The following is a 13569-nucleotide window of genomic DNA, read 5'->3' on the forward strand; positions in this document are numbered from 1 at the left end:
CAGCGGCGTGCGGGCCTTCGACAAGGCCGCCGAAGCCTCGATGATCGCCGAGATCGAAGCCGCCAAAAAAGACGGCGACACCCTGGGGGGTGTCGTGGAAGCCGTCGTGACCGGCCTGCCGATCGGGCTCGGGTCGTTCACCAGCGGCGACAACCGCCTCGACAGCCAACTCGCCGCCGCCGTCATGGGGATTCAGGCGATCAAGGGCGTCGAGATCGGCGACGGCTTTGCCACCGCCCGCCGCCGCGGCAGCCGCGCGCACGACGAGATGTATCCCGGCCCCGACGGCGTGATCCGCTCGACCAACCGGGCCGGCGGCCTGGAGGGCGGCATGACCAACGGCGAGCCGCTGCGGGTGCGTGCCGCGATGAAGCCGATTTCCACCGTGCCGCGCGCACTGGCCACCGTCGACATGGCCACCGGCGACGAGGCCGTCGCGATCAACCAGCGCTCCGACGTCTGCGCGGTACCCGCCGCCGGCGTCGTCGTCGAGACGATGGTGGCCCTCGTGCTGGCCCGCGCGGCGCTGGAGAAGTTCGGCGGCGACTCGCTGACCGAAACGCGCCGCAACATCGAGGCCTACCGGCGCTCGGTCGCCGAGCGCGAACCCGTCACCGAAGTCCGGGCGTCCGGGTAACGCGATGGTGCCCAAGGCCGTATTGGTGGGACTACCGGGATCCGGTAAGTCCACGATTGGTCGACGGCTGGCCAAGGCCCTCGACGTCGCGATGCTCGACACCGACGCGGCGATCGAGGAAAAGACCGGCCGCCGCATCGCCGACATCTTCGCCACCGACGGCGAGGCCGAGTTCCGCCGGATCGAGGAAGAAGTGATCCGGGAGGCACTGGCCTCACACGACGGCGTGCTATCGCTGGGCGGCGGCGCCGTCACCACCCCCGGCGTACGTGCCGCGCTGGCCGGCCACACCGTCGTGTACCTGGAAATCAATGCGGCCGAAGGGGTTCGGCGCACCGGCGGTAACACCGTGCGGCCGTTGCTAGCCGGGCCGGACCGAGCCGAGAAATTCCGCGCGCTGATGACCCAGCGCGTCCCGCTCTACCGAAAGGTCGCCACGATCCGGGTGAACACCAACCGTCGCAACCCCGGCGCCGTCGTGCGCCACATCGTGTGCCGCCTGAAAGACCCGAAGCTGGGCAGCTCCCCGAACAACCGCCGCCGGCCACCGTGGCGCCGCCCGTCGTCGCCGAAGACGCTCAGCGTGCCGGAGCCCCGGAAAGGACCGCCGCCGACGCCCGCGACCCCGGCCGCACTGGCCGCTGCTCGTCGCGCCGAGGCGGAGAAATGACGGAGCCCCGCGAACCGGTCACCGTGCACGTGAATGTCGACCCGCCCTATCCGGTCGTCATCGGCACCGGCCTGCTCGGCGAACTCGGCGACCTGCTCGCCGGTAGGCACCGCGTCGCCATCGTGCACCAGCCGGTGCTGGCACAGACCGCCGAAGCCATTCGAAACTACTTGGTCGAGAAGGGTATTGACGCACACCAGATCGAAATCCCGGACGCCGAAGCGGGTAAGGACCTGCCCGTCGTCGGATACATCTGGGAAGTGCTGGGCCGCATCGGGATTGGCCGCAAGGACGCACTGGTCAGCCTGGGCGGCGGCGCGGCGACCGATGTCGCCGGCTTCGCCGCGGCGACTTGGCTGCGCGGGGTGTCGATCGTGCACGTGCCGACCACGCTGCTGGCGATGGTCGACGCGGCGGTCGGCGGCAAGACCGGCATCAACACCGACGCCGGTAAAAACCTGGTCGGCGCCTTTCATCAGCCTGCCGCCGTGCTCGTCGACCTCGCGACGCTGCAGACGTTGCCGCACAACGAAATCGCCGCCGGCATGGCCGAGGTTGTCAAGGCCGGATTCATCGCCGACCCGGTGATCCTGGATCTGATCGAAGCCGACCCGCGGGTCGCCCTGGACCCGTCGGGGGAAGTGCTGCCGGAATTGATCCGGCGCGCGATCGCGGTCAAGGCGGAAGTCGTCGCAGCCGACGAGAAGGAAGCCGAGCTGCGCGAAATCCTCAACTACGGGCACACTTTGGGCCATGCGATCGAGCGACGGGAACGCTATCAGTGGCGTCATGGCGCCGCGGTCTCGGTCGGCATGGTGTTCGCCGCCGAATTAGGGCGGCTGGCCGGGCGTCTCGACGACGCCACCGCACAACGCCACCGCGACATCCTGACTTCGATCGGACTGCCGACCAGCTACGACGCCGACGCGCTGCCGCAGCTCATCGAGTCGATGTCCGGCGACAAGAAAACCCGGGCGGGGGTGTTGCGGTTCGTGGTGCTCGACGGGCTGGCCAAACCGGGTCGGTTGGAAGGCCCGGACCCGACGTTGCTGGCGGCGGCCTACGCGGAGGTGGGCACCCGATGACGATCCCGCCGGCGACCAGGCAGAGCGCAGCGATGAGGAAGAGCGGCGCGATCATCAACGTGATCAACGGCCCGAACCTCGGGCGTCTCGGCCGCCGCGAGCCGGAGGTCTACGGCGACACCACCCACGACGATCTGGTCGCGTTGGTCGAACGTGAGGCGGCCGAGCTCGGGGTGAAAGCCGTTGTGCGGCAAAGCGACAGCGAGGCTCAGCTGCTGGACTGGATCCACCAGGCCGCGGACGCCAAGGAGCCGGTGATCCTCAACGCCGGTGGGCTGACCCACTCGTCGATCGCACTACGCGACGCCTGCGCCGAGCTGAGCGCACCGTTGATCGAGGTGCACATCTCCAATGTCTTTGCCCGCGAAGAGTTCCGGCATCACTCATACCTGAGCCCGATCGCGAGCGGGGTGATCGTGGGCTGCGGGGTTCAGGGGTACGCGCTGGCCCTGCGTTATCTGGTCAGCCTGAACGCCTAGTCGGTCTTCGGCTTCTCGATGTGCTCGGTGGCCGGCTCCGCGTGCTCGTGGGCCGGAACTTCGCTCGTCTGCTCGGCTTCCTCGCTGTAGGCGGTCGGCGCTTCGTGCTCAGCCGTGGCCACCGCGCTGGTCTGCTCTTCCGGCCATTCGGCAACGGCGCCTTCACCAGCGGACTGGCCCCGGACCGCGGCGAATACGTCGGTGTCGGCACGTTCGTCATCGCCGTGGGCAGCATCGCCTTGCGGCTTGTAGGCGCCGGTCCTGTCCACCCGCCAACGACCGACGGCCACACCGCTGATCGCGCCGAGGAACACCACCAGGGCGGTGAACGCCGCGAACGTGGTCAGCTCGTTGATCAGCCCGCCGACGTAGAGCGCCTTGTAGAACACTGCGATCAGCCAGGTCACCGCGCCGCTGACCAGCCCGGCGACCAGACCGGCCAGCAGCCAAGTCATCGCCAGGTCGTCGCGGCGGTCCGGGTCGGGGTTGGCGGCGGCGTCCTCGCGGCCGTCGATGAAGCCCCAGGCAAGCACGCCCGCGATGAACAGCACGAGCAGCACGAGGCTGATCACGGTGGCCTGGGTCTGCCACACGCTGATCAGCGCCCCCTGGAACAGCCGAACGACGACCATCCCCGCGGCGAACACCAGGCCACGCAGCATCCAGTTAGTCATGGGGCCACAGCGTAGCGAGTAGCGTCAGCTGGCGTGACACATTCCCAGCGGCGAGCCGCTCTTGGGGCTCGCCTCCGGGCGGCGGAATTGGACGCCATCCTGGTCACGGACCTGATCAATGTCCGCTATTTGTCGGGATTCACCGGGTCGAATGCCGCGTTGCTGGTGTTCGCCGACGGCGCGGACGCCGTGCTGGCCACCGACGGGCGCTACCGCACCCAGGCCGCGCAGCAGGCGCCCGATCTGGAAGTGGCGATCGAGCGGGCCTGCGGGCGCTACCTGGCCGGGCGCGCGGCGGCCGGCAACGCACACCGGGTGGGCTTCGAGAGTCACGTCGTGACCGTCGACGGGTACGACGCGCTGGCCGCCGCGGCGGGCGGCGCTGAGCTGGTCCGCGCCTCGCAGACCGTCGAGGCGCTGCGCGAAGTCAAAGACGCCGGTGAGGTGGCGCTGCTCCGGCTGGCGTGCGAGGCCGCCGACGCGGCCCTGGCCGACCTGGTCGAACGCGGCGGGCTGCGGCCCGGCCGCACCGAACGTGAAGTCGGCCGCCAGCTCGAGGCGCTGATGCTCGACCACGGCGCCGACGGCGTCTCGTTCGAGACGATCGTGGCCAGCGGCGCGAATTCGGCGATCCCACACCACCGGCCGAGCGACGCCGTGCTGGCCAGCGGTGACTTCGTCAAGATCGACTTCGGCGCCCTCGTCGGCGGGTATCACTCCGACATGACCCGCACCTTCGTGCTCGACAAGGCCGCCGACTGGCAGCTGGAGATATACGAGCTGGTCAGCACCGCGCAGCGAGCCGGCCGGGCGGCGCTGGCAGCCGGCGCCGGCCTGGCCGACGTCGACTCCGCCGCGCGCGCCGTGATCGTCGACGCCGGGCACGGCGAGAACTTCGGTCACGGCCTGGGTCACGGGGTGGGCCTGCAGATCCACGAAGCGCCCGGGATCAACGCCACCGCCGCCGGTACACTACGTGCGGGCTCCGTGGTCACCGTGGAGCCCGGCGTCTATTTGGCCGACCGTGGCGGTGTCCGCATTGAGGACACGCTGGTGGTCGCAGACGAAACCTCCGGGAATGCACCGGAATTGCTCACCCGGTTCCCCAAGGAACTGGCCATCGTCTAGGAGATTCACCGACCGTGCCAAGCACTGCCGATTTCAAAAATGGACTTGTACTGGTGATCGACGGCCAGCTGTGGCAGATCGTCGAGTTTCAGCATGTCAAGCCCGGCAAGGGTCCGGCGTTCGTGCGTACCAAGCTGAAGAACGTGCTGTCCGGCAAGGTCGTCGACAAGACCTACAACGCCGGCGTGAAGGTCGAGACCGCGACGGTCGACCGCCGCGACACGACGTTCCTCTACCGCGACGGTTCCGACTTCGTGTTCATGGACAGCCAGGATTACGAGCAGCACCCGCTGCCGGAATCGCTGGTCGGCGACAACGCCCGCTTCCTGCTCGAGGGTCTGCCCGTGCAGGTGGCGTTCCACAACGGCGCACCGCTGTACATCGAGCTGCCGGTAACCGTCGAACTCGTCGTCACCCACACCGAGCCCGGCCTGCAGGGCGACCGCTCCAGCGCCGGCACCAAACCCGCCACCGTCGAGACCGGCGCCGAGCTTCAGGTGCCGCTGTTCATCAACACCGGCGACAAGCTGAAGGTTGACTCGCGCGACGGCAGCTACCTGGGACGTGTCAACGCGTGAGCCGGCCCGTCAAGGGACGGCACCAGGCACGTAAGCGCGCCGTCGACTTGTTGTTCGAAGCCGAGGCCCGCGGATTGACCCCGGCCGAGGCGGCCGACGCCCGCACCGCGCTGGCCGAGGCCAATGACGATGTGGCGCCGCCGCATCCGTACACGGTGACGGTGGCGCACGGCGTCACCGAACACGCCGCGCACGTCGACGACCTGATCTCCTCGCATTTGCAGGGCTGGACGCTGGACCGGCTGCCGGCCGTCGACCGGGCCATCCTGCGGGTCGCGGTGTACGAGCTGCTGCACGCCGACGACGTACCGGCGCCGGTTGCCGTGGACGAAGCGGTCGAGCTGGCCAAGGAGCTGTCCACCGACGACTCACCGGGTTTCGTCAACGGCGTGCTGGGCCAGGTGATGCTGGTGACCCCGCAGATCCGGGCCGCAGCCCAGGCAGTCCGTTCGTCGACGATGCGGACGCCCGAGGGCGCCCGAGAAGGAGACGGACCCGAAGCCGCAGCCGCCGGCGAGTCATGACCCGGCTGGAGCTGCGCGTCCTGATCGCCAGCATCCTGGCGGCGACGGTGATTTTGGGCGCGGTGTTGTGCGCGGCCTACGGGCAGGCGGCGATCGCGGCGGCGCTGGCGATCTATGCGCTCGGCGTCGGCGCATGGCTGTATCACTCGATCGAGCGGCTGATGCTGGCCCGCCGCATCGAGACGGTTCGCTCGGCGGTCACACCGTTTCGGCCGTTGCTACCGGTGATGGCGGCCATCATGGCGCTCACCCAGGCCGTCGTGCGATCGCTGTCCGACGTCGCTGAGGTCGCGCCGCCGCGGCGCTGGATTCCGATCACCCGTGGCCGAAAAGCCGACGACGACGAATGGGAATCCTGACTTTCGCCCACGCTCGAAACGGCCGCGCGCAGGTGAACGGAGGGACACACTGGCGTTATGGACCGAAACGGCAGACAGCCGAGACGGCTGTGCGTGTCCGCGCTGGCGGCAGTGGCGAACCCGTCGTACTCGCGCGTCGATACCTGGAACCTGCTTGATGACGCGTGCCACCAACTCGCCGTCGTCGACCGCGCCGGGATGGACACCGCCCACGAGGCCGCCCGGGTGCGGCGCCTGCTGAACCGGCTCAGCGCCTACGAGCGCTACTGGATCTACCCGGGCCCGGAGAATCTCGCGGCCTACCGCGGCTATCTGGACCAGCTCGCCACGGTGAGCCTGGCTGAGCAGGTGTCGCTGGCTGTGCGGCTGCTCTCCGAATACGGCGACCGCGCAGCGCTGTTCGACACCTCGATGTCGCTGGCCGACCAGGAACTGGTGGCGCGCGCCAAGGAACAACAGTTCTATACCGTGCTGCTGGCCGACGACGCCCCGGTCAACGCACCCGAAGGGCTCGCCGAAAGCCTGCGCGCGATCCGCGACGTCGGCCACGACGTCCAGTTCGAGTTGCTGGTGGTGTCCAGCGTCGAGGACGCGATCACCGCCGTCGCGCTGAACGGCGAGATCCAGGCCGCGATCATCCGGCACGACATTCCGCTGCGCTCCCACGACCGGGTGCCGCTGATGACCACCCTGCTCGGTCCGAATGACGAGGTGATCGCCACCGACCGCACGCACGACTGGGTCGAGTGCGGTGAGTGGATCCGCGAGCTGCGGCCGCACATCGACCTTTACCTGCTCACCGACGAGTCGATCGCCGCCGAGGCGGAGGACCAGCCCGACATCTATGACCGGACCTTCTACCGGCTCAACGACGTCACCGATCTGCACAGCACCGTGCTGGCCGGCATCAGAAACCGTTATGCCACACCATTTTTCGATGCCTTGCGGGCTTACGCCGCCCGCCCGGCCGGCCAGTTCCACGCGCTGCCCGTCGCCCGCGGCGCCAGCATCTTCAACTCCAAGACCCTGCAGGACATGGGGGAGTTCTACGGCCGCAACATCTTCATGGCCGAGACGTCGACCACCTCGGGCGGCCTGGACTCGCTGCTGGATCCGCACGGCAACATCAAGAAAGCGATGGACAAGGCCGCGCGTACGTGGAACTCCGACCACACCTACTTCGTCACCAACGGAACGTCGACCGCGAACAAGATCGTCGTGCAGTCGCTGACCCGACCGGGCGACATCGTGCTGATCGACCGCAACTGCCACAAGTCGCACCACTACGGCCTGGTGCTGGCCGGCGCCTACCCGTTGTATCTGGATGCCTATGAGCTGCAACCGTTCGCGATCTACGGCGCGGTGTCGTTGCAGACGATCAAGAAGGCGCTGCTGGACCTCGAGGCCGCCGGGCAGTTGAGCAAGGTGCGGATGCTGCTGCTCACCAACTGCACCTTCGACGGCGTCGTCTACAACCCGCGGCGGGTGATGGAGGAGGTGTTGGCGATCAAGCCGGACATCTGCTTTCTGTGGGACGAGGCCTGGTACGCATTCGCCACCGCAGTGCCGTGGGCGCGGCAACGCACCGCGATGGTGTCCGCCGAGCACCTCGAATCGATGCTGTCCTCGCCGGCCTACGCCCAGGAGTACCTGCAGTGGCGTGAGTCGATGCGCGATGTCCCGCGCAGCGAGTGGGGTCAGCATCGGCTGCTTCCCGACCCGGCCAAGGCGCGGGTACGGGTCTACGCCACGCACTCGACCCACAAGTCGCTGTCGGCACTGCGGCAGGCGTCGATGATCCACATCCGCGACCAGGACTTCAATGCGCAGTCCCGCGACGCATTCGGTGAAGCGTTTTTGACGCACACCTCGACATCGCCGAACCAGCAGCTGCTGGCCTCGTTGGATCTGGCGCGCCGCCAGGTCGACATCGAAGGCTTCCAGATGGTGCGCTACGTCTATGACATGGCGCTGGTTTTCCGGCACCGCGTTCGCAAGGACCGGCTGATCAGTAAATGGTTCCGCATCCTCGACGAATCCGACTTGGTGCCAGACGAATTCAGGCTCTCGGCGGTCAGTTCGTATCGGCAAGTGCGTCAGGGGGCGCTGGCGGATTGGAACGAGGCGTGGCGGTCCGACCAGTTCGTTCTCGACCCGACGCGGGTCACTCTGTTCATCGGGAAAACCGGGATGAACGGCTACGACTTCCGCGAAAAGGTCTTGATGGACCGCTTCGGCATCCAGATCAACAAGACGTCGATCAACAGCGTCCTGCTGATCTTCACGATCGGCGTCACCTGGTCGAGCGTGCACTACCTGCTCGACGTGCTGCGCCGGATCGCCACCGATTTCGACCACACCGAGGCTGCGGCCAGCCGCGACGACCGCGCCTTGCACCAGCGTCGCGTCGAAGAGATCACCGAGGACCTGCCGGCGCTGCCGGACTTCAGCGAATTCGACGGGGCGTTTCGGCCCGATGAGGCCAGCTCATTCGGCGACATGCGTTCGGCGTTCTATGCCGGCTACGAGGACAACGACCGCGAACACGTCATGATCGGGGAGGCCGGGCGGCGGCTCGCCGATGGAAAGTCCTTGGTGTCAACCGGCTTCGTGGTGCCCTACCCGCCGGGCTTTCCGGTCCTGGTGCCCGGGCAGGTCGTGTCCAAACAGATCCTGTACTTCCTTGCTCAACTCGACGTCAAAGAGATCCACGGATACAACCCCGATCTGGGCTTGTCGGTGTTCACCGATGATGCTTTGAAACGGATCGCCGCGGCACGGCAGGCGATGCTTGCGTCCAACGGCCACCGCGACGCGTCGACGCTCAACGTCGCGTCGACGCATTCCGTCACCGGGTAGCGGCCGGCGTTCCAACTAGCGGGGCAATCGGATTCAACCAGATTCCAATCGGCCGGCCATAAGGTCACCGCCGCGGGCGTTACCGACGTCCGACACCCGACCCGAAGGAGTAACGATGCGTCTTGCGCATCGGCCGGTCTTGGCCGTCGTCACCGCGATATGTCTGAGCACCTCGCTGGGCGCTTGCACCAGCAAAGAGAAGAGCACGAGCTCGACCGCATCCAGCTCGGCGAGCTCCAGTAGCACCGCGACTTCGTCGGCCAAGCCCGATGCGTCGTCGTCGACCAAACTGCAGCCCCGCAAGCTGCGTGATGCCGCTACCGCCGCCACCAACCCGACCATCGCGGACTACATCCGCGACCAGCACATCACCGAGACGCAGATCCACCGAGGCGATCCGGGCGCACCAGCCATCGAGATTCAATTTCCGGACGGTTGGCAAAGTGCGGGGGCCGACACACCGGACTACGTCTACGGGGCGCTCGTCTACCACGGCGCCGGGGCCGCGGACTCCGGGTACACACCGAACATCATTGCCCTGGTGTCACGACTCGACGGCGAGGTGGATCCGGACAAGCTGTTGCAGTTGGCCGGCGGCGAGATGAAGAACCTTCCAAGCTTCGCCCCGGCCGGCGAGGAAAACGCCACGGTGTCCGGATTTCCGGCGTACCGGATCGCCGGTACGTACGACCTGAAAGGTACAAAAGCCGCGTCGGGGCAGGAGACTGTCGTCTTCAAGGGCAGCGGTGGCCTCTACGTGCTTCAGATCAACGGGACCAGCGACGAGAGTCAGAGTCAGGCCCTGTTCGACGGGTTGGAGGGCATCGACAAAAGCATCGCGATCAATCCGGACGGGTCGTAGATGGCGAGCGCACCACCGCGGACCAAGGCGTATCTGCTCAAGAGTCGCGCGAATTCCTGGTGGGTGAACGTCGAATTGGAGTTGACCGACACTCGGGTGCGATGCATTGCCGCTGAATATTCGAGGTGGGTCGACGAGGAGTTGGGTCAGCCCGACTTCAAGGCCAAACTCGATGCCGCTGAAGAGGCGGTGATTTTCGACTTCCCGCGCTCCGCGGTGACGGTCAAATGGCTCCGGCAGTTCTACCGAGGCGGATGCGAGATCAGTTGCGGCGATTCCCGCAAATGGCTTGTCTCGCTGGTATACCCGTCCGGATTCGGGGCCATGCTGGACCTGATGACTGACCGTTCGATCTGGCGTCAGTGGCGGGAGGCGTTGCCCGGCACGACCGTCAAGGCGTGACCAGCCGGGGCTGCGCGGTCGGGGCCGCCAACGCGGTGAACCGTTCCTCGATCATCCGATCGGAGGCGTGTTCACCGGTGGCCTCGGCTACCCGTCGGGCCCGGTGCAGCAACTCGGTAGCGCTGTCGATTCGGCCGTGATGGAGCTCGATGTCGGCCAGCAGGCAGAGAAACAGCGGGTTCATTGCGGTGGTGCCATCGCAGGTGAGCGCCTCAAACGCGTCGAATGCCACGTCGGCGTCGCCGTCCCCGGTGTGCAGGGTCTGCGCCCAGACACTGATGATCCGCGCCGCCGCGCCCCACTGATGGCCACCGGCGGCGCAGAACTCGCGGTCGACCTCGTCGGCCCGCTCGGCCGTGCCGTCCACGACACCGAGGATGGCGGCGCATTCGACCTCGACCAGTTTCGCCGCCAAGATATTGAACATGTCGCCCCGGCTTTGAGCGAGATGTAGTGCGCGCCGGTGATATTCGTGCATGGCATCGCGGTCGCCGCGGATCGCCTCGGCCAAGGCCATCCAGCAGTACACCCGCGGATGAAAGAAGTGCAGCGGGTCGGTGACCGTCTCGGGTGGCGGGAAAGTATCCATCATGTGGTGGCCGGTGGCGATCAACAATTCGACGTCGCCCCGCAGCGAGTACATCATGATGTGCGCGAAGTCGTTGACGACGCCGATGTCAGGATCGCCGGATTGCTCATACTGTTCGCGCAACCCGGTCGCGATGATTTCGGCTTCGTCGATACGCCCGTGGCCACACAACATCAAGCACTGCAGGGCGATCGCGCCGTAGAAGCTGCGGCCTTTGACCTCCTGGCCGATCTCGAAGGCACGCTGAACCGCGGCGGCAGCGGACTCGCTGCCTTGTCCTTCGAGAATGCCCCTGGCGCCGGCCAGGTGCAGCCACAGAGTGGCCTGCCGCTCGAGGTGCTCCGGTTTGGCCGGTAGCCGCTCGCATATCTGCAGTGCATGCTCGGTCAAACCGGCGATGTCCTGGTATGCCGACCGACTCAGGGCGCGCTGAATGGCGGTTTCGAGGAGGTAGAGACCGGCGTCTGGGTCCAACTCGGTGCCAGCGCGCCAGGCATGATCGGCGGTCGCGATGACGTGTTCGTAGGCGGCCGTGGCCAGCGTGGGTGTGCGCGTGGTGGCGATCGCGGCGTGCACGGTGGTGCGGTCGGTGGTCGCGAGTTGCGCGATCAGCGCGTCGCGAACCAGCCCGTGGCTGAATCGGTAGGAGCCCGGTCGCGTCGGCAGCTCGTCGAGCAGGCCCCGCTCGTACGCCGGCCGCAGTCGGCTCTGCACGGTGGATATGGACAGGTTGACGATGTCGGCCAGGTCCGCCACGTCGAATTCGGGTCCGACCACGGCCGCGGCCGCCAGGACCCGGCGAGACGGTCGATCCAGCACGCTGATCCGTCGGCCGACTACTCCGACCACCGCGTCCGAGAGCGCGGGCGTTTGGTGGTCGGTGCCGAGAGCGCGTGCGAGTTCCTTGATGTAGAAAGGGTTTCCGCCGGCTTGGTGCCAGACATGCTCGGCGACGCTCGGTGAGATCGTCGTGCCGGCGGTGGCATCGATGAGCTTCGCGGCGTCGGTGCAGTCGATGCCGCCCAGGCGCACCGTGCCGGCATGCTCGGGTCGAATGAGGCGCTCGAAGGCGGACCGGTTCATCGGTCGGTCGGCGCCGAAAAAGGTCCAGTTGCCAATCACGTGAATCGGCAACCGCGGGAACTGCCCCACCAGCAAGACCAACGCGTTGATCGAGGCCGGATCGGCGCGCTGTAGATCGTCGATGACCAGCAGCAGTGGCGAGCGGGCCGACAGCGCGCGCAGCGCGGACACGATGCCCTCGACGAGAGCGAAACCCGTTGCCGCCAAGCGGTTTGCCGAGCCCACGTTGTCACGTTCGTTCCACTCCGGAACCAATGCATCGACGACGCCCGGTGCCTCCCGCAGCACCGCCGTGCGACCCTCGGTCCCGAGTTCGCTACCCAGCTGCCGTAACAGCTGGATCCAGGTCCAGAGCAGGGGCAGCTTGATTCCGCTGGGATGGCCGGCCCAGGCCACCGTCATCCCAGCCGCGCGAGCACCGTCCACGGCCACCTGCGCCAACGTCGTCTTGCCGATCCCGCTCTCGCCGGTCAGCATCGTGAGACCGCCGACGCCGCCGTCAGCGCGGCGCACCGCCGCGGAGATCGCGCCGAGCTCCGCGTCACGACCGACGAATGCCGGCGCCGCGGCCAGCTCACGAGGCGGGTCGGGCAGCTGTCGGGCCGGTGTGACGCGCAGTTCGGGGGACCCATTGCGGATCTTGTCGTACAGGGTCTGCAGACCTTCGCCCGGTGGGGCCCCGATTTCGCGATCCAATGTGGCACATGCCCGTTCATAGGCTTGGATCGCATCGGCGGTTCGGTTTGCCCGGTGCAAGGCGAGCATCAGATGTCCCCACAGGCGCTCTTGCAAACTATGTTCGCTCAACGCGGCCTCGATCTCGGGAACCAGTTCGCCGCCGGCGCCGAGTTCAAGAGCAGCATCGAACGAGGCTTCGATGGCGGTGGTTCGCAGTGCGGCCAACCGGATTGCCGCGGGGGCGGCGAACTCGTGATAGGCGAACTCGCCGAACGGGTCACCGCGCCACAGCGCCAGCGCATCGTGCAGCAGTCCGACCGCGGCGCCGGCGTCCTGCCGGATCAACGCGGCACGCCCCTCCGCGACCAGGCTCTCGAACCTGAACAAATCCACCGAATCGTCGCGGAGCACATTGAGCTGATAGCCGTGCGAATGCGAAACCAGCCGTTGACGATCGGGTTCGGTAGTCGGGTCGAGGATGCGACGCAGATTTGCGATGTAGGAGCGCAGCGATACCAATGCCTTGGGCGGTGCGGCGTCGCCCCACACGGCGTCAATCAGCCGGTCGATGCTCACCACGGTGCCGTGGTGAGCCAGCAGCACTGCCAACACACACCGTTGTTTGGGTCCGCCCAGCGGCACGGACCTGTCGTCAACGCGGACTTCTACCGCACCCGACAGGTAGAACAGCATGCTCTCACCCAACTCTCAGCAAATACCCAGGAGAACACTACCTTTGGGAGCCGCCGTCGGCTGTGTGAACCCGGCGGAAAGTTCGACACCCGTGGACGCGGTGCGAAAAACATTCTGCTCACCGGGATCAGAAAAACCGCACCACGGCTCAAGTGGCGCAATGGCCCGGCCCCGATCAGTTTTAGCTGGTCGCGTGCGCCGTCCACCGGCGCAATCGCCGGCGCCCGATCCCGATGAAAATCGGACGATCAGGATCGACGTACGAAGGT

12 protein-coding genes and 1 pseudogene are annotated in these 13569 nt (G+C 67.0%); 11 read left to right on the plus strand and 2 right to left on the minus strand.

Translation table 11 applies throughout. From position 1 onward, the window contains the following. The 4 genes and pseudogenes from A5658_RS10650 to aroQ form a co-directional block, all read left to right on the plus strand. On the plus strand, positions 1–637 hold a 637-nt coding region (locus A5658_RS10650), incomplete at its 5' end, for a chorismate synthase (RefSeq protein WP_156751379.1). A 4-nt stretch (positions 638–641) separates the two neighbouring features. Beyond that, positions 642–1148 (plus strand): annotated as a pseudogene (locus tag A5658_RS10655) (shikimate kinase); the annotation flags it as partial. Positions 1149–1303: 155 nt separating this feature from the next. Beyond that, positions 1304–2392, plus strand: a complete 1089-nt coding sequence (gene aroB / locus A5658_RS10660) for a 3-dehydroquinate synthase (RefSeq protein ID WP_067333837.1) — start codon at positions 1304–1306, stop codon at positions 2390–2392. 32 nt (positions 2393–2424) lie between these two features. Next, positions 2425–2871 carry a type II 3-dehydroquinate dehydratase gene (gene aroQ, locus A5658_RS10665; protein ID WP_067334035.1) on the plus strand — a complete coding sequence of 149 codons (447 nt, stop codon included), beginning with the start codon at positions 2425–2427 and terminating at the stop codon, positions 2869–2871. Here the strand turns inward: aroQ and A5658_RS10670 are convergent. Then, a complete protein-coding gene (locus tag A5658_RS10670; RefSeq protein ID WP_082993082.1) occupies positions 2868–3545 on the minus strand; it encodes a B-4DMT family transporter in 678 nt (225 codons plus the stop codon). The genes aroQ and A5658_RS10670 overlap by 4 nt on opposite strands. A 33-nt stretch (positions 3546–3578) precedes the next feature. Here A5658_RS10670 and A5658_RS10675 point away from each other — a divergent pair, with 33 nt between their 5' ends. From A5658_RS10675 to A5658_RS10705, 7 genes are all read left to right on the plus strand, one after another. After that, entirely contained in the window at positions 3579–4673 is a 1095-nt protein-coding gene (locus A5658_RS10675) for a Xaa-Pro peptidase family protein (RefSeq protein ID WP_067333844.1), read from the plus strand. A 14-nt stretch (positions 4674–4687) separates the two neighbouring features. After that, positions 4688–5251 carry an elongation factor P gene (efp, locus tag A5658_RS10680; RefSeq protein ID WP_067333847.1) on the plus strand — a complete coding sequence of 188 codons (564 nt, stop codon included), beginning with the start codon at positions 4688–4690 and terminating at the stop codon, positions 5249–5251. Further along, positions 5248–5775 (plus strand): transcription antitermination factor NusB, encoded by a 528-nt coding sequence (gene nusB, locus A5658_RS10685; RefSeq protein ID WP_082993083.1) that lies wholly within the window; start codon positions 5248–5250, stop codon positions 5773–5775. The genes efp and nusB overlap by 4 nt, the downstream gene beginning before the upstream one ends. Further along, on the plus strand, positions 5772–6134 hold the full coding sequence (locus A5658_RS10690) for an antitermination protein NusB (protein ID WP_067333850.1): 363 nt from the start codon (positions 5772–5774) through the stop codon (positions 6132–6134). Before nusB ends, A5658_RS10690 begins: the two co-directional genes overlap by 4 nt. 57 nt (positions 6135–6191) lie before the next feature. Further along, the gene (locus A5658_RS10695; protein ID WP_067333854.1) at positions 6192–8993 is read left to right on the plus strand and encodes an aminotransferase class I/II-fold pyridoxal phosphate-dependent enzyme; all 2802 of its coding nucleotides are present in this window, start codon (positions 6192–6194) and stop codon (positions 8991–8993) included. A 115-nt stretch (positions 8994–9108) separates the two neighbouring features. Further along, on the plus strand, positions 9109–9855 hold the full coding sequence (locus tag A5658_RS10700; protein WP_067333857.1) for an LpqN/LpqT family lipoprotein: 747 nt from the start codon (positions 9109–9111) through the stop codon (positions 9853–9855). Next, positions 9856–10257, plus strand: a complete 402-nt coding sequence (locus tag A5658_RS10705) for a hypothetical protein (RefSeq protein ID WP_067333860.1) — start codon at positions 9856–9858, stop codon at positions 10255–10257. On the opposite strand, the gene A5658_RS10710 is transcribed toward A5658_RS10705, so the two are convergent. Then, positions 10247–13300, minus strand: coding sequence for a BTAD domain-containing putative transcriptional regulator (locus A5658_RS10710; protein ID WP_067333864.1), 3054 nt, complete (start codon positions 13298–13300; stop codon positions 10247–10249). The two genes, A5658_RS10705 and A5658_RS10710, sit on opposite strands and share 11 nt — an antisense overlap. Positions 13301–13569 lie beyond the last annotated feature (269 nt).

This window comes from Mycobacterium sp. 1245111.1 (assembly GCF_001673405.1).
GTDB lineage: Bacteria > Actinomycetota > Actinomycetes > Mycobacteriales > Mycobacteriaceae > Mycobacterium.

Coding starts and splice junctions, on each gene's coding strand:
- aroB (WP_067333837.1), top strand. CDS start 1,304: ATGACGGAGCCCCGCGAACCGGTCACCGTGCACGTGAATGTCGACCCG.
- aroQ (WP_067334035.1), top strand. CDS start 2,425: ATGAGGAAGAGCGGCGCGATCATCAACGTGATCAACGGCCCGAACCTC.
- A5658_RS10670 (WP_082993082.1), bottom strand. CDS start 3,545: ATGACTAACTGGATGCTGCGTGGCCTGGTGTTCGCCGCGGGGATGGTC.
- A5658_RS10690 (WP_067333850.1), top strand. CDS start 5,772: ATGACCCGGCTGGAGCTGCGCGTCCTGATCGCCAGCATCCTGGCGGCG.
- A5658_RS10695 (WP_067333854.1), top strand. CDS start 6,192: ATGGACCGAAACGGCAGACAGCCGAGACGGCTGTGCGTGTCCGCGCTG.
- A5658_RS10700 (WP_067333857.1), top strand. CDS start 9,109: ATGCGTCTTGCGCATCGGCCGGTCTTGGCCGTCGTCACCGCGATATGT.
- A5658_RS10705 (WP_067333860.1), top strand. CDS start 9,856: ATGGCGAGCGCACCACCGCGGACCAAGGCGTATCTGCTCAAGAGTCGC.
- A5658_RS10710 (WP_067333864.1), bottom strand. CDS start 13,300: ATGCTGTTCTACCTGTCGGGTGCGGTAGAAGTCCGCGTTGACGACAGG.